General features: G+C 40.3%; 22 protein-coding genes. 11 read left to right on the forward strand and 11 right to left on the reverse strand.

Annotation, left to right across the window (positions count from 1 at the left end; genetic code table 11):
* The first annotated feature begins 89 nt into the window (after positions 1–89).
* Positions 90–1640 (forward strand): PTS transporter subunit EIIC, encoded by a 1551-nt coding sequence (locus tag AUO94_RS10085; protein ID WP_058384091.1) that lies wholly within the window; start codon positions 90–92, stop codon positions 1638–1640.
* A 76-nt stretch (positions 1641–1716) separates the two neighbouring features.
* Here AUO94_RS10085 and AUO94_RS10090 read toward each other — a convergent pair whose 3' ends face one another.
* The gene (locus AUO94_RS10090) at positions 1717–3246 is read right to left on the reverse strand and encodes an FAD-dependent monooxygenase (RefSeq protein ID WP_058384092.1); all 1530 of its coding nucleotides are present in this window, start codon (positions 3244–3246) and stop codon (positions 1717–1719) included.
* A gap of 352 nt (positions 3247–3598) precedes the next feature.
* On the opposite strand from AUO94_RS10090, the gene AUO94_RS10095 reads away from it, so the two are divergent.
* The 5 genes from AUO94_RS10095 to AUO94_RS10115 all read left to right on the forward strand — a co-directional run bounded on the left by AUO94_RS10095 (position 3599) and on the right by AUO94_RS10115 (position 6642).
* Positions 3599–4519 carry an ABC transporter ATP-binding protein gene (locus AUO94_RS10095; RefSeq protein ID WP_058384093.1) on the forward strand — a complete coding sequence of 307 codons (921 nt, stop codon included), beginning with the start codon at positions 3599–3601 and terminating at the stop codon, positions 4517–4519.
* Positions 4512–5468, forward strand: a complete 957-nt coding sequence (locus tag AUO94_RS10100) for an ABC transporter permease (protein WP_058384094.1) — start codon at positions 4512–4514, stop codon at positions 5466–5468. The genes AUO94_RS10095 and AUO94_RS10100 overlap by 8 nt, the downstream gene beginning before the upstream one ends.
* A 33-nt stretch (positions 5469–5501) precedes the next feature.
* Positions 5502–5927 (forward strand): DUF4064 domain-containing protein, encoded by a 426-nt coding sequence (locus tag AUO94_RS10105; RefSeq protein ID WP_058384095.1) that lies wholly within the window; start codon positions 5502–5504, stop codon positions 5925–5927.
* Between the two features lie 93 nt (positions 5928–6020).
* On the forward strand, positions 6021–6227 hold the full coding sequence (locus AUO94_RS10110; RefSeq protein WP_058384096.1) for a hypothetical protein: 207 nt from the start codon (positions 6021–6023) through the stop codon (positions 6225–6227).
* A gap of 181 nt (positions 6228–6408) precedes the next feature.
* Entirely contained in the window at positions 6409–6642 is a 234-nt protein-coding gene (locus AUO94_RS10115; RefSeq protein WP_058384097.1) for a hexameric tyrosine-coordinated heme protein, read from the forward strand.
* Positions 6643–6770: 128 nt separating this feature from the next.
* Here the strand turns inward: AUO94_RS10115 and AUO94_RS10120 are convergent, their stop codons facing one another.
* From AUO94_RS10120 to AUO94_RS10130, 3 genes are all read right to left on the reverse strand, one after another.
* Entirely contained in the window at positions 6771–7973 is a 1203-nt protein-coding gene (locus tag AUO94_RS10120) for an MFS transporter (RefSeq protein ID WP_071152776.1), read from the reverse strand.
* Between the two features lie 104 nt (positions 7974–8077).
* Positions 8078–8521: a cyanase gene (gene cynS / locus AUO94_RS10125; protein WP_058384098.1), complete on the reverse strand. Its 444-nt coding sequence runs from the start codon at positions 8519–8521 to the stop codon at positions 8078–8080.
* 127 nt (positions 8522–8648) lie between these two features.
* Positions 8649–9245: a beta-class carbonic anhydrase gene (locus AUO94_RS10130; RefSeq protein WP_058384099.1), complete on the reverse strand. Its 597-nt coding sequence runs from the start codon at positions 9243–9245 to the stop codon at positions 8649–8651.
* A 158-nt stretch (positions 9246–9403) separates the two neighbouring features.
* Between AUO94_RS10130 and AUO94_RS10135 the strand changes: the two genes are divergently transcribed.
* A complete protein-coding gene (locus AUO94_RS10135) occupies positions 9404–9835 on the forward strand; it encodes an Lrp/AsnC family transcriptional regulator (protein ID WP_058386820.1) in 432 nt (143 codons plus the stop codon).
* A 109-nt stretch (positions 9836–9944) separates the two neighbouring features.
* On the opposite strand, the gene AUO94_RS10140 is transcribed toward AUO94_RS10135, so the two are convergent.
* Positions 9945–10430, reverse strand: coding sequence for a nucleoside deaminase (locus tag AUO94_RS10140; protein WP_058384100.1), 486 nt, complete (start codon positions 10428–10430; stop codon positions 9945–9947).
* 314 nt (positions 10431–10744) lie between these two features.
* Between AUO94_RS10140 and AUO94_RS10145 the strand changes: the two genes are divergently transcribed.
* Positions 10745–13603 (forward strand): ATP-binding protein, encoded by a 2859-nt coding sequence (locus AUO94_RS10145; protein WP_058384101.1) that lies wholly within the window; start codon positions 10745–10747, stop codon positions 13601–13603.
* A gap of 164 nt (positions 13604–13767) precedes the next feature.
* On the opposite strand, the gene AUO94_RS10150 is transcribed toward AUO94_RS10145, so the two are convergent.
* From AUO94_RS10150 to AUO94_RS10165, 4 genes are read right to left on the reverse strand one after another with little or no spacing between them, the layout of a single operon-like run.
* Positions 13768–14124, reverse strand: coding sequence for a response regulator transcription factor (locus AUO94_RS10150; protein WP_058384102.1), 357 nt, complete (start codon positions 14122–14124; stop codon positions 13768–13770).
* 19 nt (positions 14125–14143) lie between these two features.
* Entirely contained in the window at positions 14144–15541 is a 1398-nt protein-coding gene (locus AUO94_RS10155) for a glycosyltransferase family 2 protein (protein WP_058384103.1), read from the reverse strand.
* Positions 15541–16593: a HEAT repeat domain-containing protein gene (locus AUO94_RS10160; RefSeq protein ID WP_058384104.1), complete on the reverse strand. Its 1053-nt coding sequence runs from the start codon at positions 16591–16593 to the stop codon at positions 15541–15543. The genes AUO94_RS10155 and AUO94_RS10160 overlap by 1 nt, the downstream gene beginning before the upstream one ends.
* On the reverse strand, positions 16590–18200 hold the full coding sequence (locus AUO94_RS10165; protein WP_058384105.1) for a diguanylate cyclase: 1611 nt from the start codon (positions 18198–18200) through the stop codon (positions 16590–16592). Before AUO94_RS10165 ends, AUO94_RS10160 begins: the two co-directional genes overlap by 4 nt.
* A gap of 348 nt (positions 18201–18548) precedes the next feature.
* Between AUO94_RS10165 and AUO94_RS10170 the strand changes: the two genes are divergently transcribed.
* From AUO94_RS10170 to AUO94_RS10180, 3 genes are all read left to right on the forward strand, one after another.
* Positions 18549–19910 (forward strand): hypothetical protein, encoded by a 1362-nt coding sequence (locus AUO94_RS10170; protein WP_058384106.1) that lies wholly within the window; start codon positions 18549–18551, stop codon positions 19908–19910.
* Positions 19911–20042: 132 nt separating this feature from the next.
* The gene (locus tag AUO94_RS10175; RefSeq protein WP_058384107.1) at positions 20043–20369 is read left to right on the forward strand and encodes a hypothetical protein; all 327 of its coding nucleotides are present in this window, start codon (positions 20043–20045) and stop codon (positions 20367–20369) included.
* A gap of 70 nt (positions 20370–20439) precedes the next feature.
* On the forward strand, positions 20440–21000 hold the full coding sequence (locus AUO94_RS10180) for a copper resistance CopC family protein (RefSeq protein WP_058384108.1): 561 nt from the start codon (positions 20440–20442) through the stop codon (positions 20998–21000).
* Between the two features lie 84 nt (positions 21001–21084).
* Here AUO94_RS10180 and AUO94_RS10185 read toward each other — a convergent pair whose 3' ends face one another.
* Both AUO94_RS10185 and AUO94_RS10190 read right to left on the reverse strand, forming a co-directional pair.
* Positions 21085–21759: an ABC transporter ATP-binding protein gene (locus AUO94_RS10185; protein ID WP_058384109.1), complete on the reverse strand. Its 675-nt coding sequence runs from the start codon at positions 21757–21759 to the stop codon at positions 21085–21087.
* 1 nt (position 21760) lies between these two features.
* The gene (locus tag AUO94_RS10190; RefSeq protein ID WP_058384110.1) at positions 21761–22795 is read right to left on the reverse strand and encodes an ABC transporter permease; all 1035 of its coding nucleotides are present in this window, start codon (positions 22793–22795) and stop codon (positions 21761–21763) included.
* Between the last annotated feature and the right edge of the window lie 14 nt (positions 22796–22809).

Consider the following 22809-nt stretch of genomic DNA (forward strand, 5'->3'; position numbering starts at 1 on the left):
CTAGCTGTTACTGAAAATGAAATCTAATTTTGGTACGCAGTATGCAGAATCGAAATTATCTAATGTAAATCATCAAGGGGGTTTGTAAGTTGAAAAATTTATTTGGAAAAGCACAGCAATTTGGAAAGTCATTTATGTTGCCCATTGCGATACTACCAGCAGCAGGATTACTGCTTGGAATTGGTGGATCTCTATCGAACCCGAATACAGTAAGTACTTACCCGTTTCTAGATATCGCATTCTTACAAGCGATATTTACAATTATGAGTAGTGCAGGAAGCATTATTTTTGCGAACTTGCCTGTTATTTTCGCAGTCGGGATTGCTATTGGTTTAGCACGTTCAGACAAAGGGACGGCCGGTCTTGCTGCACTTATCGGCTACCTCGTGATGAACGCATCAATTAATGGGATTTTAATCATCAACGATGAACTTGCTGTTGAGGCGTTATCCGGCGCTGGACAAGGGATGGCGCTTGGTATTCAAACGCTCGAGATGGGTGTGTTCGGCGGAATTATGGTTGGGATCATGACAGGGCTGTTGCATAACCGATTTAATAAAATTGAGTTGCCCCAGTACTTAGGATTCTTCGGAGGCTCTCGTTTTATTCCGATTGTGACTGCTTTTTCGGCCATTCTATTAGGAACGGCGTTGTATTTTATTTGGCCGCTATTCCAGCACTTGATTACTCAGGCAGGCGGTTTAGTTAACGCAACGGGTGTTATTGGCACTTTCATTTACGGCTTTATTCTACGAATGCTTGGTCCTTTTGGATTGCATCACATTTTTTATCTGCCCTTTTGGCAAACGGGGATTGGCGGGTCACTTGAAATTGGTGGTCAGCTCGTACAAGGAACACAGAACATTTTCTTTGCTCAGTTGAGTGATCCTTCGACTACTCACTTTTTTGAAGGAACATCACGCTTTATGTCTGGTCGCTTTATTACGATGATGTTTGGTTTGTTAGGTGCTGCATTAGCAATTTATCATACGGCAAAACCTGAAAACAAAAAAGTCGTGGGCGGGCTTATGTTATCTGCAGCATTGACTTCGTTTTTAACGGGAATTACCGAACCATTAGAATTCTCTTTCCTCTTTATCGCGCCGGTCTTGTATTTAGTTCATGCGATTTTTGATGGTCTAGCCTTCATGATGGCGGATATTTTTAATATCACAATTGGTCAAACGTTCTCAGGAGGATTTATTGACTTTATCTTATTTGGAGTGTTACAAGGTCAGGATAAAACAAACTGGATATATGTGATTCCGCTTGGGATTGTTTGGTTCTTCATGTATTATTTTGTATTCAAATTTTTGATTAAGAAATTCAATTTCAAAACGCCAGGTCGTGAAGATGAAAAAATGGACGCACCCGCAGCAAATGCGGTTTCGGTTGATCCGCAACAGAGCCGTCCACATACAATCATTGAGGCATTTGGCGGACAAGCAAATATCGTGGATCTGGATAATTGTGCAACTCGCTTAAGGGTAACGGTTAAAGATCCAGAACTTGTACAAAAAGAGGCATTTCCTGCGACGGGTAGTAAAGGAATTATTATGAACGGAACAGGTGTACAGGTTGTATACGGACCGCAAGTATCGGTTATTAAAAATGAAATTGAAGAGATACTTGAGCAATAACAGTAGAAATAATCAAACAGAGAATCCTGTCGAGTTTAACTATCGGCAGGATTCTCTGTTTTGTTGAACTGTAAAATCACAATGCATGAAAAGCGATTATTTCAAAACTAGCCAAATAGTTTTTCAACGCGTCAATGTCTTGCGCTGTACTCGCTAAAGCGACGTGACCATCCGGGCGAACAAGATACAATGCATTTTGCTGAAATCCTGCTTTTTTCATAGTAGCTTGCCACGCAAATTCATGGACCTCAAGCGACTGCATGTCAGCGAAGTCTTTTAGTTCTTGACTGGCTTTGCCATAAATATGGATTTGCCAATCAACCGATTGCAAGGCTTGAAAGTTACTGCTGTCAGCAAGTTCGATCCATGGCAAACGCATACCTCCAAAAATTTTTCCCGCTTTTCCTTTACTTAAGGCACTGTCCCGGTAATTAATGTGAATTTGAGATAACACTTTAAAGGCATTCAGTTTAGTAAGCGAAAATTTGAATAACGAAGGCACGACATACGGTACGATAAACTTACGCAATAAAGTGCCGCGAAGCTTTTGATTGATGATGGTTTGAAAGGCTTTATCAGTAGTCGCAACCAATCTCCGCGCAAAAGCAATCCGCTCCGTTTCATAAGTTTCGAGTAAGGATGAGGCAGCTTTTCCATGGAGCACTGCTGCGAGCTTCCAAGATAAATTGAAGGCATCGCCAATACCCGTATTCATGCCTTGTCCGCCTGCAGGGCTATGAAGGTGTCCTGCGTCACCTAATATAAAGCAACGTCCTTTGGAAAAATGCTCACTGACGCGGTAGTGGACGCGATAAGTAGAAAACCAGTTGACCTGTGACGTTTTTACTCCAATTTTCCTTTCGATATAATCGCTCATATGGTGGTATTCAACATCCGGAATCTCACTGAGTTCCTCAGGCACAACTCCAAGTATCCTTTTTGTGTGTGCGTTTCTTACAGACATATACAACATAAAACCGTCATCATCCATATACATATCCATTTTTTCCATTTCCACTTCTGATTTTTCGGTTTCGACATCGGCGACGAAAAATAACTGCTTATACGTACCACCGGGAAATTCAAAGTTTAGTCCTTTTCGTACCGTACTTCCCGCACCGTCGCATCCGCATAAATAAGCGAAATCAGCAGTTTCTTCAGGGGCTCCTTCTTTTTTTAAAACCGCGCGTATGCCTTCTCCGGTGTCTACAAAAGAAGACAGTTCCGTATTCCACTCCACGCTAATTCCGAGTTTTTTCAATTCATCAACAAGAATTTCTTCGTGTTCATCTTGAGGCAAGCTGAGGATTAATGGAAATGGGCTCAAGCCTTTACCAAAATCGTGAAATTTCAAATTGGCTTTGACTTCTTTCCCATCACTCAAATCGAGCGATAAAATGGGTTGCCCTTTCCTGACGATTCTATTAGATAAGCCGAGCTGTTGGTAATGCTCTAATATCCGTGCATGCACAGCGAGTGCACGAGACGCTGTACCGGTTCCGGACTTTTTTTCGATGATCCGAAAAGGAATATGAAAGCGTGCTAGGCTGTAAGCAAGATCAAGTCCTGTTGGACCTGCTCCTACGATTAATACTTGTGGTTTCACGATGAAGACCTCCTATCGAATAGAACAACTAATTGGTATGAGAATGTATTCGTTTAATTTAAGGAAGTGTCGATAAAGAATAGAGAAACGCAACTGCAATGAGTTGATCGAATTTTGTTCCAGCCTATCGAGACGTTTTCTAAAGCTGGTGAAAAAATTATCTAGTACTGCTACTATATCCTTAATCAGACGAGTTCAAGCAAATTGGGACTAAAAAATTGTAATCCTGTAGAAAGCAGCGAGCCGCAAGAGAGAATTACTTCGCTTTTTTTTTATCTAATTTCCCAATTATAGGAACTTTCCTTCTTTTGGTTCGTAAAGTAAAGGGAAGAAAATTTATGGAGGCGAGTTTATGTCAAAACCAGCAATGCAATTGGTCAACTTAAAAAAGACCATTGGGAAAAAGCCAATTATTAAAGGGCTAGATTTTGAAATTCAAGCAGGAGAAGTGTTTGGATTTTTAGGGCCAAACGGAGCGGGCAAGACGACAACCATTCGCATGATGGTCGGCTTAATCGATATTACAGAAGGTGATGTGCTGATTGAAGGAAAAAGCATTAAAACCGATTTTAAAGGAGCCATTCAACATGTTGGGGCAATTGTCGAAAATCCCGAAATGTACCCATTTTTAAGTGGTTGGAACAACTTAAAGCAATATGCACGAATGGTTAACGACGTTACGGAAGATCGCATGAAACAAGTAATTTCACTCGTTGGGTTGGAACATGCGATTCATGAAAAAGTAGGAAGGTATTCACTCGGTATGCGTCAGCGTCTAGGGATTGCACAAGCATTGCTGCACGGACCGTCGATTTTGATACTAGATGAGCCGACTAACGGTCTCGATCCTTCTGGAATTCGAGAAATTCGTAAATACATCCGCAATTTAGCTGAAAAAGAAAATGTCGCGGTCATCGTATCGAGTCATTTACTAACAGAAATTGAATTGATGTGTGACCGGATTGGTGTCATTAAAAACGGGGAATTGATTGCGATTGAAGCGGTTCGGAGCGTCCAAAACGATGAAGCGTTAAAAGAAGTATTCATTGAAGCAGAGCCACTTGAATCTGCTAAAATCTATTTGGAAACGCAGACCACAAATAAAATTGGAGTGACGGCAAAAGAGCTGTCCATATCCATTAAACACGAAGAAATTCCCGCTGTTTTAAAGAGTTTAATCGAACAAGGAATTAATATTTACGGTGTTCGTGTGTTACAAGCAACGTTAGAAGATAAATTTTTCGACTTGATTGGAGAGAATACCATTGAGTAATTTTATGAACTTAATCTGGAACGAGCAAATCAAATTATATGCCCAAAAATCGACATGGATTATGTTTATTGTTTTAGCACTTATTGTTATAGGCGGCGGACTGATAACCAAATTTATGGGTCCTGAAACTGATTTTAAAGAATACGGCGACAATTGGCAGGAAGAAGTGCAGGCGGAAAATGCACAGCTGGCGACTGAAATGGAGGAAGATGAATTTCTGCAATTTTCCAATCCGGTGATTATTGAAGAAAACAACTATTATCTAGAAAACAATATTAAACCGCAGCCTTATGACGGCTGGGAATATGTGTTAGAAAATAGTTTTCTTTCATCAGTCATTAGCTTGTTTACCATTATTGTCGCAGCAGGAATTATTTCAAATGAATTTAAATGGGGCACGATAAAGCTATTGCTTATTCGTCCGATTTCACGCACTAAGATTTTGTTTTCCAAATATGCCTCGGTGCTAATTTTCGCACTGACGTTGCTCGTTTTCCTGCTTGTCACTTCTTTAGTTGTTGGAGCCATACTATTCGGCCTTAACGGGGTGAATCCTTCTATCGTGCAGCAACAAGCGGGTGGCTTTGGCCAAAATGGCGTGTTAGGTGAAATTGTGCAAGATTACGGATTGAGTCTCATAACACTCGTTATGATGGCAACTTTCGCATTTATGATTTCTGCCATTTTTAGAAGCAGTAGCATGGCAATTGGCTTAGCGATTTTCTTAATGATGGCGGGCAATGCGATTGTTGCGTTCCTCTCACAGTACGGATGGTCTAAGTACATTTTGTTCGCCAATACGAATTTAAAGCAATATATGGACGGTGCAGAGCCACTGATTGAAGGCATGACACTAACGTTCTCGATTGTCGTTTTGTTGGTCTATTTCGCCTTGTTCATTGGTGCAGCGTGGACTGCGTTTACTAAACGGGACATTGCAGGACAATAAATCAAGTATAGGATTAACATTAGGAGGATGATGATGAAACGAACAGCAGAAATTGTATTAGCCGTTATCGGTGCCTTGGGTTACGCGTTTACCGCAGCTTTAGGTGGGTTTATGATTTGGCTTCAGAATAATAAAGGGTTAATGGAAGAGGTGTTCAATGAAACGATTGAACAAAATCCTGAACTTGGTATGAGCGATATGGAAGTTATGCTAGATGCATTAGGGACGGGCGGCTGGTTGTTCGCAATCGCTTCTGTTGTGGCCGTGATTTTAGGGATTGTTGCGATCGTTTTACTAAAAGGCAACGAAAAGCGGGTAGTGGCTGGCATCATCTTTATTGCGACCGCAGTGATCGTCGCAATTGTTACAAGTGGAGCCGGTATTTTGGCTGGACTCTTTTATCTTATTGCGGGCGTGATGGCTCTTATTCGTAAGTCTAAGCAAGTGATTGAAGAATAAGTGTGAACTGAAAAGACAACCTAGAAGATATCAGTGTATCTTCCAGGTTGTCTTTTTTAACTTAATGAAATTGGTGAAAAGAGGGAGAAAACTATGAATCGGTTTGATATGAGTTTTAAAAATAACAGAGTACGCGTCTATTTTGCTACAATGATCCCGTTAATCATCGGAGCAATCTTATTGTATCTATTTTTACCGAATGAGCTTCAGCTGATCCCGACGTTAATGGTGATTATTGGAGTGATTACTTATTATATTTGGCTAATTCTCGATCGAAAAAAACAAAAGGGAGGTAACTAAATCAGTTAGTAAGCAAACGCGCAGCTTGGTATTAGAATCTCTTTTAAGTTTTCTGAAAAGTGTGTTAATATTAGATCATTTATAAGTGTTGTTCACGTTTATTTTGAAAATTTTAGCAGTAGATGAAGCAGTAAACCGAATATGTTAGAAATCGAACGAAGAATTTTTAGGAGGGATTTAGATGAGTCGAGAATCGTGGTTACCAACGTTAAAGACGGATACACCTGAGGAAGGGTACGAATTAGCAGTGAAATTGGCACGGAAAGCTGTAGGAATGACGCAACCAGATGAAAGTATCCGTAAAAAGTTACGTCCAGTCTACGCAAGTAACGCAGATAGTTTAACTTTAGCTTCCCAAGTGGTGGCGATCAATTTTCAAACAGTAGCTGCAGCTAATAATTATTGGAAAGAGTAAGTACTAGTAAAAAATTGATTGACCGTTGATTAAAGTCTGATTTCCCAGCAATAGCCGAATACGAAATAATCGATGTGAACAGCATAACCCCCACAAAGAATTATTTTCTTTGTGGGGGTTGTACTTTTTTAGTGATCTTCACGTACTTTTTTATCACCAATCATAAACGTCAAGATGAACATCATTACGTATAGCGACAAGATAATACCGAACGTATACTGATGATTTGCGGTCACGTCGTAAACAACTGCAATCAAAAGTGGCAATAGTCCACCTATGATAAATCCACCGGTTTGCATCATGGCCGTCCAGGAACTAGCTTCTTCAGCTGTCTTTGTTTCATCCAGTGGCAACAGCAGGGCAATCGGGAACAATCCGCCAAGCGGAATACCCATAATAAAGGCACCTGTCCACATGAGTGGATGAATCCCTGTCCAAAACAAGGCGACTGCGAGCGTCCCTGCAACTAGCATAAGCAACAACCAAAACTTCCGTGCGGGAAAACGCTCCATGAGCAACGGTAGAAGGATGTTCAAAAACAGTTGAACGGTCGTCATAATGCTAAGCAACAATCCTGCCTGCAGCAAGGTCATTCCAGCCGCAACCGCAATTGGTGCGAGCCATGTAATGATCGAGAAAAACGCAGATGACTGTAACCCGAAGAATAATAAAAATAGCCAGGCCTTGCGTGTTTTCCACGGAGATCGTATTTTTTTCTGATGCTCTTTCGCGACAACGGAATCGAGTTGACGTACTTCGATAGGTCCTTTCATCGCGAAAAACCACGCAACTAAACCAAAAAGTGTCAGCACAGACCAACTACTAAGCGCCAACAAGTAGGACCCGGTTCTATCAAAAAACACAACGGTTAATCCGGCACTAGCTGCAGAACCTACTCCCATACCGAGTGAGTAAACGCCAATGACGGCTGCCGCGCGATCCGGGAAATACTGTTTAATCATCGCGGAAAGAAGGGGGCCAATTACCGCAATCGCGATACCAATAATTAATGCGGTCCCGATTAAAACGATAAAGCTGGAAACAAAACCTCGTAACGCAGTCATGAGTCCAATCAAAATGAGCATCGCATAAATCGTCCGTTTTAATCCGAATTTCCGGTTTAATACGGGAGCCATCGTGGCAAAAACACCCATACAAATAACTGGAACCGCCGTCAACAAACTAACTTGTGCATTAGACAAGGTCAGTTGCTCACGAATCGTTTCAAGCATGGGACCAATTGATGTGATGGCGGGTCTCATATTGATAGATATCGCAAAAATAGCGAAGATAATTAGAACAGACTTTTGCTTGCTTATGTTATTGAGCATATACTGGTTCCTCTATCTATCTATTTATTTGCTGTATAGCTTTTTCTAATGCGAACGTGCGTTAAAAAAACTACACTAACTCTATTCCATACTATAGTAATTCATTACCACTTTCTATAAGGTAAGAACTTTCCGTTCAATGTTAGAACGACACGATCTCCTTTTGGATCTTCTTTTTTCTGCATATCCAGTTCAAAATCAATCGCACTCATAATGCCTTCGCCAAATTTTTCTTGGATGAGTTCTTTAATGGTAGGACCGTATACCAATACCATTTCGTACAAACGATATAGACCTGGATCAGTAGGGGGCATTTGTATGGCGTCGCCTCGGAATGGGATTTGCGTCAAAGCTTGTACGACTTCTTCATCAAGATCTAATAATGTTCCCATTTTTTCAGCTTCTGGACGAGTCATTGTAGCTTGTCCTAATAAAGCAGTGACGATCCAACTTTCAGCATTTTCACTTTCCATAGCGATTTCGTTCCATGTTAATCCTTTTGCAAATTTAGCATCAAGTATTTTTTGAGTTGCTTCTTTTCTATTCATTTATAAAAACTCCCTTTTCATTTCATTTATTTTGATATAAGTGGAACGGATGCTCCTGGGCATCTCCTCTAGTGTGCACTGTATTTTACCGATTTTTAGTATAAGACACTGACAACAAAACGTCTTTCTAGAGTGATTGCTCCAATTCAACAGATCTTGCTAAATCTTTGTATCCATCAACGATGACATCTAGTTTTCCTGTCTGCGGGTCAATAACAAGACCGTGTACGGGAATATCTTTAGGAATGAGTGGATGGTTTCGAACTAATTCGGTGTTCGCAGTTATGGAGTCAACGACGTCATCAAATCCGAACAACCATTTGTGCAGGTCAACACCCGCATATTCGATAGCAGAAAGAACCATCGGAGAAGTCACACCGCGATCGACCATCTTTTGCAGTGTTCCTTGTGGATTGCTTTGGCTCATGCCGCATCCATGATGTCCAATAATGTAAATCTCTTCAGCATTCAGTTCGTATACTGAAGTAACAATACTGCGCATAATGCTGCCGAACGCATGGCTAATAGTTCCGCCTGCATTTTTAATAATCTTGGCATCCCCATTGTGTATATCTAACGCTTTTGGAAGCAACTCAATTAAACGAGCGTCCATGCATGACACGACAACCATTCGCTTTTGTGGCATTTTAGTAGTTTCATAAGGTACGTATTCTTTTTTTGCTACGAACTGGTCATTGTGCTCTAAAATTTCCTGTAGTAACATTCATATAACCTCCTTTTGGTTTATATCTTATTTCTTTAGGAATGAACTAAATGTATATGGCTAAACAATTAGTGAAACAGGATATAAACCAAGTATAGATAGTCGTAGACAAAAGAAGAATAAGTTGGCGAATCGCTTTTTGACGTTCAACTTTCATGATGAAAGGGTTGGGAATTATCATTGATCACATAGATTTTGAGATACTGGCATTATTAAAAGAAAACTCCAGAATACAGTGGAAAGAAATTGGACAAAAAGTACACATGACTGGGCAAGCTGTGGGAAATCGGATTCGAAGGTTGGAAGATATGGGGATTATTGAACAGTACACAATCGCCATAAATCGCGTAAAGCTAATACAGCCGATCACAGCATTTATCACGTTCTTCGTCGAAACGACGGATCACAAAACCTTTCATGACTTTTTTAAAGCACAAGAGGCCATCTCTGAAGCGCACCGTACGAGCGGAGATGGCTGTTATTTATTGACTGGGCATTTTGGTTCGAATGAAGAGCTGGAGATGTTCCTCGAACGTCTTTTAACATACGGAAATTATCGTATTAACTTATCAATAGGTAAAATTAAGTGACAGTTTACCTTTATATGTTCACCTGTTCATAATGTAAAGTCATATCCAAATTAAAAACACCCCGGTCTAAGCACTTTTGATAAGTGCTTAGACCGGGGTGTTTGTTTTTCTATGCTTTATTTGTACCATGTTTTTCGTTCCACAGTTTATAAGGGGCTAATCTTTCCGAATGATCAACTTGTGTCATCGGAAGGCGTCGCGCATCGGTGGATTTTGAGAACTCATCGTAAAAATTTTCTAACTCAAAATATTTTCGATCGTCACGGTAATAGGTTTTGTACTCTTCTCTAGTTGTGATGTAAGTGACTTTTTGCGGGCTGCAATAATACATCGCGCCTAAACACATTGGACACGGACTGGCCAGTATGTAAATCTCGCAATCTGTTAAATGTTCAGTTCCGAGCTTTTTACAGGCGTCTTGAATAGCAAGAGTTTCTGCATGTGCAGTGGGATCATTTGTTTGCGCAACTTGGTTTGCGCGTTCAGCGATAATTTCATCCCCACGCGTAATGATACATGAAAAAGGTCTGCCGCCTTCTGCTACATTGTTATTGGCTAATTGAATGACTCGTTCAATAATATCCAAGTTATCCATCCTCTCAAAAGCAATTTCGTTCTTTTCAATACATCAACTATTCCCACCTCTCCAGTTCGTTAAACTTTTAACAATATTAAAAGTAAAAAAATGTTTTTTTAAAATGTTAATGTCGTATACTGTAAATGCAAGATAAAAACATATACTAATGAAGGTTTAATTTTGAAAAAATTGGCTATTGACTCGACTTTATGAGTGACCATTTCATGAGTGTGAAAGTACCTGCAACAACTTAAGTGCATGTAAGCGATAATAGCTGCAAGTAAAAGCTGTTTGTCGAAACAGGAAGTCTATAGACATCAAGGAGGAAATGCATGAAGAATTCATTTGAAAAAGGGATTAGGTATAAATATTTGCGGTTAACATTTTCATCTGTCCTTGTTTGTTGCTTACTAATTATTGGGATTTACTTCTATATGAACAACCAACAACAAGAAAAACTAGACGAATTTACAGAACTCACAGAAAAACAAGAAACACTTAGAAGTCTTGTGCATTCATTAAATCAATTATTTTTCCGAACTAGAGGATTTTATGCTTTTCAAAACGAACAAGAATTGATTATGTCATATACAGAGCTAGAGGATTTAAAAAAATCAATCGTTGACATGAATGATCTATCAATTACGCGACAAGAAAAAGAGCGGCTTGTTGAGTTAAGTGATTTTGTTGGTACATTCGAAGAAGTAATCTTTCCTGCTGCAGTTGCTGCTGTTCGGAATAATGATTACGAAGAATTACGGAAGTTATCTCAAGGCGGTACGAACACTGCAGTAAATGAATTTGTAGCATTTTCTGAGGAATATCAAGCGGCTAATGAAAATACATTGAATAAATTAAACGAAGATATGCTCAAAGAAGCAGAAACTTTTTCGTTTGTCTTAATTCTTTTGTTTGTTCTTTTATTTATCGTCATTGTTTTTATTATTTTAAGAGCTTTAAACGATATTGTGAAGCCTATCGAAGGAATGCAAAAATCAATTGAAGGATTTGTGCAAGGAGAGGAAGTCGCCTACAAACCACTCGAACGCTCAGATGAACTAGGCGTTTTGTCTAAGACTTTCCATGAAATGATCAACACCATTCAAAAAAACCAAGAAGAGTTAACTTCTCAAAACCAAGTGTTGCTTTTAAACGAGACAGAATTACAAGAAAAACAAACGAAGCTCGGGGCATCTTTAAAAGAAACCGAGAAAACGAAAGAACGGTTGATTCGATTTAATGAGCTAAATCATATTTTGTCTTTTACGTTGGATAAACAGAAGTTGATCAATGCAACGCTTGAATATTTTAATGATACGTATGAAGTTGATACGGGAGTACTGTGGTTGCCTAAAACTGGTGAGTATACGTTAAAAGGATTTACAGCTATCATGTTCAAGCAATTTCAAGAAGAACGAATCAATTATTTGAAAGCTAGATTGAAAGATCGCCAATCGTTTACTGTAAAAAGAGAAGCGCAGCAAGAAAAAGGATTTACTGCTGATACTGTATATATCCATGATCTATATGCTTCAGTGAAAAACGAAGAAAATGATCATATTGCGTTAATTGGCTTATCGCGAGTAGGCAGAACTTTTTCAACTGAAGAAGAACAAGATATTAGTGGATTGTTAAACCGCATTCACTTAGCGATTGATCGCATTCAACTTTACGATGCGGCCATCCATGAGCGGACGCTAAATGAACGAATTATCAATAATATAAACGAAGGCATTCAATTTATTTCGAAAAATGGAGACATGGTGCAGCGCAACGACACCATGTGTACAATGCTAAATTGTGGCGAGGCACCACTGGATACTTCGATTACTCAAGACATATGGATTAAGGGCATGTCTGATCAGACCACTGATTCTGAATCGATGTTTACGTTTTTAACTAACTGCATTCGCGAAACAGACCGAGAAGCCAATACATTCCAGTACACTGTAAAAGAACCGTATGAGCGCGTGATCGATGTTTACAGTACACCGGTCATTGTAGAAAATGAAAAAACCGGTACTATTTTTGTCCACCGAGACATTACGCGAGAACACGAAGTGGATAAAATGAAATCTGAGCTTGTCAGTACCGTGAGCCATGAGCTTCGAACACCATTGTCCAGTGTTCTCGGATTCACCGAGTTATTGCTTAACAAGCAACTCAAGCCAGAAAAACAAGAACGCTATTTAAAAACCATTTACAAAGAAGCGAAACGTTTAACTAACCTTATCAATGACTTTTTAGACTTGCAACGAATGGAGTCTGGAGACCAAGTCTATCGCATGGACAAAATTTCACTCAATGAAATCATCATCGAAACTGCTGAGAAATTCCGTACGCAAAAAGATCATTCAATTGTCTTTGTGGACGATGCTTCTGACGTGATTGTTGAAGGAGATCAAGAGCGTATTGCCCAGGTGTTGATGAATTTAATCGGCAACGCTGTTAAGTTTTCACCACTTGGTGGTAAAGTGACCATTTCTATCAAAAACGATGCGAACAACTTGCGTGTATCGATAGAAGATGAAGGAATCGGTATTCCACCTGATGATATTCCAAAACTATTTTCTAAATTCCAGCGTATTGATAACAGCTCACGCCGAAAAATTGGTGGAACTGGTCTGGGTCTTGCAATTTGTCAGGAAATTATCCTTCAACACGACGGAAAAATTTGGATAGAATCGCAAGAAGGAATAGGATCAGTCATTCATTTTGAGTTGCCGCTTGTTTCTAAACTGCAAGGACACGCGACTCACGAAGGCGCAGAAGAAAATCCGCCAGTGATGATCGTAGAAGATGATATGAGTCTGACGCTCTTACTTTCTGAAGAACTAAAGGTCAACGGATTTAAAGTGATTTACCATACTTGTCCAAAAGCCGCCTTTGAAGAAGCAAAACGCACACCGCTAGTAGGAGCAGTTATCGATATTATGCTCGGTGAAGAAATGGATGGCTGGGACCTTGTCGACATGATGAAAGCGGATGATTTAACCAAAAACATCCCAATCGTCATTTCCTCTGCGCTAGATCCTTCTTCTGATGCCAAGAAAATCAATAAAATTAGCCATTACTTAACAAAACCATACGCGCCAATTAACTTATCAAAAGTAATGAAAAAGCTATTGGCTGGTCAAGATGAAGACGGCGTTATTTTTTACGCTAGAAAAGATTATATTGATAACGAATAGCGAGTGTGCAGGTTGTACGAAAGAAACCGATTTTTTGATACCGCTTCGCTTACGTGGATGCGCCGGCGCTAAGCAACCAGGTAGAATTTTCTATTTGGTTCGAAATTTTAAAAAGTAATTTCACAAAAAACGAACAGGTCCTCAAAGGATCTGTTCGTTTTTTCTTATGAAGCTAATATGTTCTCGACAAGTGTGAGCAGTTCCATTGGGCTAAATGGTTTGGACATAAAATAATCCGCTCCTTTTGCTATCGCATTTTCCCGGTCCGCATCTTGTGCTTTAGCCGTCAGCATCAGCACTTTGGTGGTGTTATGATCGTTTCTTACTGCTTCTAATACTTCGAGGCCTGTTAAGTAAGGCATCATATAATCAAGAACAATCAAATCGTAATCGTTGTCTCTAATTTTTTGAAGCGCTTCTTTGCCATCTTCTGCTTCTTCAATATCAAAATCGTCTTCAAGTGTATCCGTAATGAGGATGCGCAAAATGTCTTCATCATCTGCTACTAATATTTTTTTCAACTAAGCTTACCTCCTAAAATTAAGACGAAATTCCTTTGCGTTTCATATCGCCCCAATGCGCTTGTTTGCGAAAAGTGGCAAAAATGCCTTGAATTCTCCACAACACCATTAGCGGGCGGTACCAAAAAGCTTCTGTTAATGCCCAAAAATATAGGCGTACTAAATGAGACGTTTTTGGATATTTGTGGAGTGTTAATTCTTCTAATAAGACAGCTAATGCCGAAATGAGAGAGCCATATAAAACTGTCACTAAGAACAGAATGCCGGCAATTTGTGGATCGACCAAAGAAAAGAAAAGGCCACCAACAATAATGAAATAACCAAAAAATTCAAAGACTGCGCCGAGAAGTTCAACGAAAAGAAAATAAGGCATTGATACCAATCCAACTGCGCCATATTTAGGATTGAACATCATTTTTTTATGCGTCCATAAAGTTTCGAATAATCCGCGTTGCCATCGCACTCTTTGAGATCTAAGAACTTCAAGTGACTCCGGGGCTTCGGTCCAACAAACTGGATCGGGAACGTATTCAATGCGCTGTTTGGATTTTTCTTCTCGTAAAAGTCGGTGCAGCCTGACGACCAGTTCCATGTCCTCACCGACTGTGTTTTTGTTGTATCCGCCGGCTTGTATAACTCGTTCTTTGTTAAATACGCCAAAAGCGCCAGAGACGATAAGTAAAATGTTCAAATGGCTCAAAGCTAGTCTGCCGATTAAGAATGCGCGGAAGTACTCAATAATTTGCATAAGCACAACAGGATGCTTTGGAAGATCAATAATTTCTACTTTACTTCTCGAAATGGTGGAACCATTTGCAATCCGCACCGATCCGCCGGTTACAATAACTTGTCCATCCGACTCGATAATGGGTTTCATCGTTTTAAGCAGTCCATCATTTTCTAAAATGGAATCGCCGTCAATCGCACAAAAATAGGAATAAGAGGACAGGTTAATGCCGGCATTTAGCGCATCTGCTTTTCCGCCATTGGCCTTCTTAATCAGGCGGATGTAAGGGAATATGGAAGATTGATAGATTGCATCGATTTTTGCTGTTTGTATATGTGTACGAACAGCAAAAGGGATTTGAACCATGTTAAACTCTTGAATCATTCGTTCAGAGGTAGAATCTTTCGAACCATCGTCAATTACAATAACTTCTTTTTCGGGATATTCGAGTGCTAACAACGAACGTACTGTGCTAACGACACCTACCTCTTCATTGTAAGCGGGAACCAGTATAGAAACGGGGTACGTATACGGATTTTTCAAGATGTCTTCGGTTGACTCTCTACGGTCTAGCTTGCTCTCTTTTTTTACTTTTCCGAATGCGAGCATGAAAAGACCTACATAACTTAAGCTTGAAAAAATCATGTAAAAAATAATTACATAGGCTAAAATTTCAAAAAACGTGTGCATTACTTTTCACTTCCTAAAAGGAATGTTTCCCACTGAGCTGCCATGTCTCGAGCAAAGCGATCGGGGTGGTTAATAGCTAAATGGGTGAGTAAAATATCCCCATCTGAAAACTGTGTCAAAGCTTCAGCTGATGAATAACGTACCCACCAAGTTGAATCGCCAAGTAGTTCACCAAGTATTTCTTTAAAGCGGGATAGCTGAAGTCTTCCCGCAATTCGAGAAGCGAACATGCGCTCTTGCCAAGAGGTAGAGTGAAAAAATGGCATTAATGAGCTTGGTGTCGTTATATATTGTAAACGTAAAATTGACTTTAAAACTTGAATTCGTATTTCGCTGTCTTGACTGTTTAATTCTTTCTCAATCAGAGGGAGAAATGCTGTTAATCCAGCCATTCCGATATAAGAAATCGCAGCATATTTCAATGTTTTATTCGCGTGATCAGCTTGTAGAGCAGCATGCAATGCTCTTTCTTGCGTACTCAATTCCATTCGCTTGAATACGTCAATGTACAAGCGAACAGGTGCATCGGGATATTTTGCTAACGCAGAAACAGTTTCCGACTCGTTTAACGAGGCTAAGGTTCGAATAAGTTGTTGCGTTTCTTGATCCAATCGAACCGATTTGTGAAGTTTTTCTTTAAGCAGTGGGGAGAGGGATTGCATATGAAAATCTTCGATAAAATACAATGTATTCATGCGAATAGCCCAGCTCTTACGCTCGAGTTGCTTCGTATAACGTTCGGTCAAAAAATCTTCTGAAAGTTTTGCGACAAGGGGAGATGTGCTACTGCCTTTTGTAACAGAAACATAACCGTTTAATAAGTGTTCAAGAACTACTTCCTTATAGGAACTGCTGCGTAGTTCTTGACTAAACTTTTCATCAGAAGGGTCTAGCATATAGGTACTAAATGAATCGGTTAAGGCTTCATATTGCGCGTGGATAGCTTGTTCTTTCGTCCGTAAACGTTGTTTTCGCCAAGCTAAAATGAACAGAAGAACAAGTTGGCTAAGAAACAGTGCAGCAACGACAATCCATAGATAGTATATAGTCAATTGAACATCCTCATCGTTAGGCGTTGAACACGTGCCACAATTTCCTGTGCATAAAATGGCTTAACGATATAGTCATCTGCACCACTCTTCAAAGCGAGAACGATATCCGATTCATTTGTACGTGACGTCAACATAGAAATGACAATGTTTTCGTTAGGGTACTGACTCCGCACATGATTTAATACTTCTAACCCATCCATTTTCGGCATGACGCCATCAAGTAAAATCATATAATTTTCATCCGGTGTGTACCATTCGGACTCGATAAAACTAACACCATCAGCAAATTCTTTTATATAGAGATCAAAATCATCTGGCTTCCAAGTAGAGAATTGTTTTGAAACCAGTCTACGTACGAGCGAATCGTCATCGACAATGATGATATTGAGATGACGTCTTAAATCTTCACTAGCCATTTCATAAATCATCGTCTGATTTCGGCCATTCTTTTTAGCTTGATACAAAGCTTGGTCTGCCGTACTCACTAAAGTATCTTGTTTTAGTCGGTACTGACTAATTCCAGCAGAAAACGTAACATGAAATGTTTCATGTGTGTCATTTGGAAAAGTCATATTCGCGAAGGCTATGCGAATTCGTTCTACTAAAACTTTGGCATCTAGTGCCTTTGTATCTGGAAGAATCAAAGCAAACTCTTCTCCGCCGTATCTAAAGAAATAATCTGATTGTCTTTTCATTTTTAGGAAAAGCTGACCGAATGTCCGCAAAACGTCATCGCCTACAGGATGACCGTAACTGTCATTTACTTTTTTAAAATGATCCAAATCAAATAAAACAAGAGTGAAGATGTTTTTTGTTCTTTCTGATGAATTCGTCATTTGTACCAATACATCATTAAAGTACCGTCTATTTCCGGCTCCAGTTAACTCATCAAAAAGTGTTTCTTGTAAGATCAGTTCTTGATTACGCAGCCGGTTCATCACATAAGGCACAAAAATAGCCATATTCAAAGGCTTAGGAAGAAAATCTGTTGCGCCTATTTCCATTGCTCGAACTTGGTTATCCACGTGATTGTCCTCACTGACGACGGCAATGGGAAGGGAACGGCTTTGAGCAGCGTCGTGAATTTGAGTGACCAACTTAAAGCCATCTGCGTCTGGTAAGTTTGAGTCAACTAGGATCATTTGCGGTTGAAGGGTATAAAAGAACTCCATTCCTTTTTTACCATCAAGTGCAATCACGACAGGAACTCCTTGTTCTTCCAATGATTCTTTTATGTGCGATGCAAATTCTGGATCAGAATCAATAACTAACACCAATGATTTTTTAGTAAGCGCGTGTTCTTCTAAATCTACAATTACTTCTACGTTTGGAGAAAAGTCCTCTACTACAAAAAAACTTTTTAAGGTCAACATGAATTCTTCTAATGAATCAACGGGCAGTAAACGGATGCTGTCTTCTGAAAAATGCTCGAGTTGTGTTCCACAAAAGTCAGATAGCTCCATAAGTCCAATGGTTCCTGCAGTACCTTTCATCGTATGCAAAAAACGATAAACTTCGCGCTCTTGAATTTCTTTTTGCTTAAACCATTTTGAAAAATCTTGCTCCACTCTATCAGAAAGCAAAACTTTATAATTTGTTGGTGCCATTATCATTCACCTTCTTTTGAAAAAATATCTAGATACTTCCACTATACTATATAAATTCCTTTTATGTAGTGATGTATAACTAAGATAGTTCGCGATATTTACGGATAAGAAGTATGATGCTTTCCTGGTTTAAAAGGATAGTAGCTGTGTGCTTTGTGATTGCTAGCTTACTGGAACAAGTTGTTTAGATCAGTCTATGGATAGTGTCTATCGTCCAAATTACAAGAAGTTCCTATATGTATGGAAGTAACCAAATCATCTTTTTAAAAATAAAGTGATCTAAACAAATGCCCTTTGCGTTATGTCTGTATAACTTAAAAAAAACAAGAAAAAGGGAGCGATTTTAGTATGAAATTAAACAAATTACTGTTAGCCCTACCACTTAGCCTAGCGTTACTTGTACCAACGGCAGCACTTGCCGACAGCCACGGCGGTCATTCTGCGTCAAGCGAAACCGCAACGGAAGTAAGCACGACAACACCTGCGGCGGAACTGCGCATCGCACTGGATACGACCTTAACAGAGCACGCATTTCTAGCAGTTGAAGCGATGCGGAAAGGCGTCGACGGGGCAGAAGATTTTGACCAAGCAGCCGGGGCGTTACTGGCAAACGCTGACGACTTGTCTGCAGCTGTTGGTTCAGTTTACGGGGAAGAAGGCGCCACACAGTTTGACGAAGTATGGAAGTCGCACATCGGCTATTTCGTCGATTACGTGACAGCAACCGCTGAAGACAACCAAGAAGGCAAAGATCAAGCGTTAGCAGAACTGGAAACCTACAAAGTCGAACAATCGAAATTCTTTGATACTGCCACAGGCGGACTCTTGCCAGCAGCGGCGGTTCAAGAAGGATTGGACATGCACGTCGATCAGTTGATCATGGCGTTTGACGCGTATGTAGCCGGCGATTTTGAAAAAGCTTACTCACTTGAGCGCGAATCGATTCAACACATGAGCATGTTCGCCGAAAGCTTGTCAGTAGCGATCACGACGCAATTCCCGGACAAATTTGACAACACCAGTGCCGATACACCGGCCATTGATTTGCGTGCAACATTGAACCAAACGTTCACTGAACACGCAGGACTTGCGGTTATGGCGATGCAAGACGGCGCGGACGGTGCTGAAAGTTTTGACCAAGCAGCAGGGGCACTTCTTGCGAACGCCGATGACTTGTCAGCAGCCGTAGGATCGGTTTACGGCGACGAAGCCGGTGCACAGTTTGAAGAAACATGGAAGTCGCACATTGGTTACTTTGTGGATTACGTAACAGCAACGGGTGAAGGCAACAAAGAAGGGCAAGAACAAGCACGTGCCGAGCTTGATCAGTACATCGTAGACCAAGCAGCCTTCTTAGACGCAGCAACAGAAGGTCGCGTTCCTGCAGCAGCATTGGAAGAAGGTTTAACTGCCCATGTTGGGCAACTATTGGCAGCATTTGATTCGTATGTAGCGGGCGATTATGACGCAGCGTACAGCTCGATTCGCGAGGCGTATGCACATATGCAAATGCCAGCAGCCGGCTTGTCAGCAGCGATTGTCGATCAATTCCCAGACCAATTCGGCGCGACTGAAATGCCAGCCGAAATGCCAAAAACAGGCATGGGTGGTATGTCTGATACCGGATCATTCCCATTCATGTGGGTACTGGCCGGCTTAATGTTAGCGGCATTGACGACCGTAGTCGCAGTTCGTACACGCAAGCAATAAGCGTTAGTTTAAACGGAAAAAGCTAGCCTAACTGGCTAGCTTTTTTTTATCGCATTCGCTTAAGGAAGTTGTGTTTATTTGGAAAGCTATTACATTAAACCTTGCACTGAATACAAGAGGAGGTATTCGATTATGGAGATGGGATGTGACTTTGTTGTAGATTGCATCAATAGGTCTTTGCCGTTTGAAAGAAAGTGGGAAGAAAAGGTTGAAAAGCATCTAGAGGTTTGTCAGGAGTGTCAGGAACTTATGCAGTTCATAAGTGAACTCCCTTCCCTCATGAATGATGGCGTGTTTTCAGCCCAAATGAAAAAAAGAATTTTGACTACGGTGTTTGAGGAGAAGGTCGTATCAATTTCGGCAGAAAAACCTTTTCATGGTAAAATAGTTGGGTTGCTATTTCTTTCGGTCCCTTTTGTTACATCATTGTTTCGCAAGGTGATAAAAGAGACAAAGTAAAGTTTGAGGAAAGAAACAATAAAGAGTTGATGATTTTAAATTTTAAAAACAGGAAATGGAGCGACTAAAGATGAAAAAAATTATCCTACTACTCGTATTAACGCTCTTCTCAATGCCATTAGTTGGCCAAGCACACACAACGCTGTCTTCATCATCACCTGCAGAAGGGTCAGTGGTGGTTGAATCATTAGAAGAAGTGGTTCTGACTTTCGGAACTGTCGTTGAACAAGGAAGCACAATGACATTAGAAAGCGAAGGAACTACTTACGAGTTTGATGAAGTTTTACTGTCAGATGAAGTCATGACAGGGACGATAACAGAAGAGCTACCGAACGATACGTATACGATTAACTGGAAAATCATCGGTGTAGATGGCCATCCAATAGAAGGAATTGTGTCGTTTGAGTTGAATGTTGAGGCGGTAGCCGAAGAGCCAGTGGTAGAAGAGCCGGCAACTGAAACAGTAGAAGAACCAGCTGTAGAAAAAGAAGCATCAGTGGCAGAAGAAAAAACTGCTCAAACTGTAGACAACTCTTCAGAAGATGAAGGCAGTTCATTAGTTACCATTTTGCTAGTGTTAGCCGTTCTGGTCATTGGATTTGTTGGGTATCGACTTATGAAGAAAAAATAACATGATAGCTAAGCAAAAAAAGAGAGGAGCTTCTAATAAAGCTGCCTCTCTTTTTGTGCAATTGCCTAATGGAATGACGACCAACTACTCAACCAAACCATCTTTCATCGTAACAATATGGTCAGCATATGACAGCATGTCTTCGTCATGTGTAACTAATAGCGTAGTGATACCCAAAGTTTTGGTCAAATTTTGAATCAGCTCCATGATTTCTTTCGAGCGCTTTGAATCTAAGCTCGCCGTTGGTTCATCGGCAAACAGCATTTTAGGTTTGTGGATAATGGCACGCGCAATCGCCACACGCTGCTTTTCTCCGCCTGACATGGATGCCGGATACGCATCTTTTCTGTGACTCATCCCAATTTGTTCTAGAAGTTCGCGCACTTCTTTTTTTTGCTGCTGTTTGGTTAATTTGGATCCTGACACTTCAAGCATCAATAGCAATTGTTCTTGCGCTGTCAGAAAAGGGACCAAATGTGCGGATTGAAAGATAAAGCCAAACTCACTTGCCCGAATTTCTCGGATTTGTCCTGGATTCATCGCAGTCAAATTTTTACCGTCAAAAATAATTTGACCATCCGTCGCTGGTTGTAGTCCTGCAGCAATGGTTAGTAGCGTACTCTTGCCGGAACCAGAAGCCCCGACAAGTGCGGTAATCTCGCCTTCGTGAAGTGAAAGATCAATGCCTTTCAAGATTTCTTCCGCTATTTCGCCATTGGTAAATGTCTTTCTCACTTCTTGAGCTGTGAAAATGGTCATTTTAAACCTCTCCTTGTTGAATCGCTTGTAGCGGTTCGACTTTTTTAATTTGAATGCCTGATAACGTAGCTCCAATAAACCCGATGATTAAGAATACAATCGATAGCTGAATTGTTACGGTAGCTGTTAAGCTAAATGGCATGCCAGCCGGTGCAAATTGGTTGAAAAGTTGGCTCAGTGTAATTGAAAAGACCAACGCAATTCCTGTAATAAAGAACATTTGCATCCACATCATTTTAAACAAGGTACTGGTTTTCACGCCAATGGCTTTCAATATGCCATACAAGCCTATTTTCTGTACATTCATCATATAGAAGAAAATAGCGAACAATAAAGCGCTAATGACTACTAAAAACCAAACAATCATGTTAAGTGATAGTTGTTCGGCACTATAGCTTGGCATAGCCGAAAGAAACTCTTTGTTCGTAAAAGATTGCATGCCAGCAATGGTCGGGTACGTATCACTTTCAGGAACAAATAGCATTTGCATTTCAGTGGTGCGGTACATTTCTTTATAATTGTCCATATTAATAAAAGCAACAGGGGCATGGCTGTATTTTTGCTGATCGACGAAATCTTTTACAACAAATTCGCCGCTGAATTGGTCATTTGTTAATGTGTCGCCCACTTGTAAGCCCGCTTCTTCTAATGAGCGATCGAGTACGATTTCGCCTTTTTTCACATCTTCAAACAGTGGGGACTCTGTAGAAGTAACAAACGCAACACTGCGTTGTTTGTCTTCTTCATCATTCAAAAAGCCCATTTGAATGGATAAAGCAACGGCATCTTTGGTTTCTGTTAGCATTTCATCTTGAATCTCTACATTGATACGCGATAAATTATTGGTGCCTTCCGCATCTTCAGCCATGTAAAACTGGCCGTCTGGTAAATCTTTAATAAGCGCTGCATTATCTTGAGAAAGCCCATTTGCTAGTCCTGAAATAATAAATGTTAAAAGGCTAACGAGAAAAACAATTGAACCTAAAATTGCGAACCGTACTTTATTTTTTTTAATTTCTTTCCATGCGATATTCATCATAGCGCCTCCGT

This window comes from Planococcus kocurii (assembly GCF_001465835.2).
Classification (GTDB): Bacteria; Bacillota; Bacilli; order Bacillales_A; family Planococcaceae; genus Planococcus; species Planococcus kocurii.

What these genes read in the sequence shown, in the direction of transcription:
- AUO94_RS10110 (WP_058384096.1), top strand. Translation starts at nt 6,021, where the DNA reads ATGAATCGGTTTGATATGAGTTTTAAAAATAACAGAGTACGCGTCTAT.
- AUO94_RS10095 (WP_058384093.1), top strand. Translation starts at nt 3,599, where the DNA reads ATGTCAAAACCAGCAATGCAATTGGTCAACTTAAAAAAGACCATTGGG.
- AUO94_RS10145 (WP_058384101.1), top strand. Translation starts at nt 10,745, where the DNA reads ATGAAGAATTCATTTGAAAAAGGGATTAGGTATAAATATTTGCGGTTA.
- AUO94_RS10140 (WP_058384100.1), bottom strand. Translation starts at nt 10,430, where the DNA reads ATGGATAACTTGGATATTATTGAACGAGTCATTCAATTAGCCAATAAC.
- AUO94_RS10190 (WP_058384110.1), bottom strand. Translation starts at nt 22,795, where the DNA reads ATGAATATCGCATGGAAAGAAATTAAAAAAAATAAAGTACGGTTCGCA.
- AUO94_RS10115 (WP_058384097.1), top strand. Translation starts at nt 6,409, where the DNA reads ATGAGTCGAGAATCGTGGTTACCAACGTTAAAGACGGATACACCTGAG.
- AUO94_RS10165 (WP_058384105.1), bottom strand. Translation starts at nt 18,200, where the DNA reads ATGGCACCAACAAATTATAAAGTTTTGCTTTCTGATAGAGTGGAGCAA.
- AUO94_RS10155 (WP_058384103.1), bottom strand. Translation starts at nt 15,541, where the DNA reads ATGCACACGTTTTTTGAAATTTTAGCCTATGTAATTATTTTTTACATG.
- AUO94_RS10175 (WP_058384107.1), top strand. Translation starts at nt 20,043, where the DNA reads ATGGAGATGGGATGTGACTTTGTTGTAGATTGCATCAATAGGTCTTTG.
- AUO94_RS10185 (WP_058384109.1), bottom strand. Translation starts at nt 21,759, where the DNA reads ATGACCATTTTCACAGCTCAAGAAGTGAGAAAGACATTTACCAATGGC.
- AUO94_RS10180 (WP_058384108.1), top strand. Translation starts at nt 20,440, where the DNA reads ATGAAAAAAATTATCCTACTACTCGTATTAACGCTCTTCTCAATGCCA.
- AUO94_RS10105 (WP_058384095.1), top strand. Translation starts at nt 5,502, where the DNA reads ATGAAACGAACAGCAGAAATTGTATTAGCCGTTATCGGTGCCTTGGGT.
- AUO94_RS10120 (WP_071152776.1), bottom strand. Translation starts at nt 7,973, where the DNA reads ATGCTCAATAACATAAGCAAGCAAAAGTCTGTTCTAATTATCTTCGCT.
- cynS (WP_058384098.1), bottom strand. Translation starts at nt 8,521, where the DNA reads ATGAATAGAAAAGAAGCAACTCAAAAAATACTTGATGCTAAATTTGCA.
- AUO94_RS10170 (WP_058384106.1), top strand. Translation starts at nt 18,549, where the DNA reads ATGAAATTAAACAAATTACTGTTAGCCCTACCACTTAGCCTAGCGTTA.
- AUO94_RS10135 (WP_058386820.1), top strand. Translation starts at nt 9,404, where the DNA reads ATGAAAGGGTTGGGAATTATCATTGATCACATAGATTTTGAGATACTG.
- AUO94_RS10130 (WP_058384099.1), bottom strand. Translation starts at nt 9,245, where the DNA reads ATGTTACTACAGGAAATTTTAGAGCACAATGACCAGTTCGTAGCAAAA.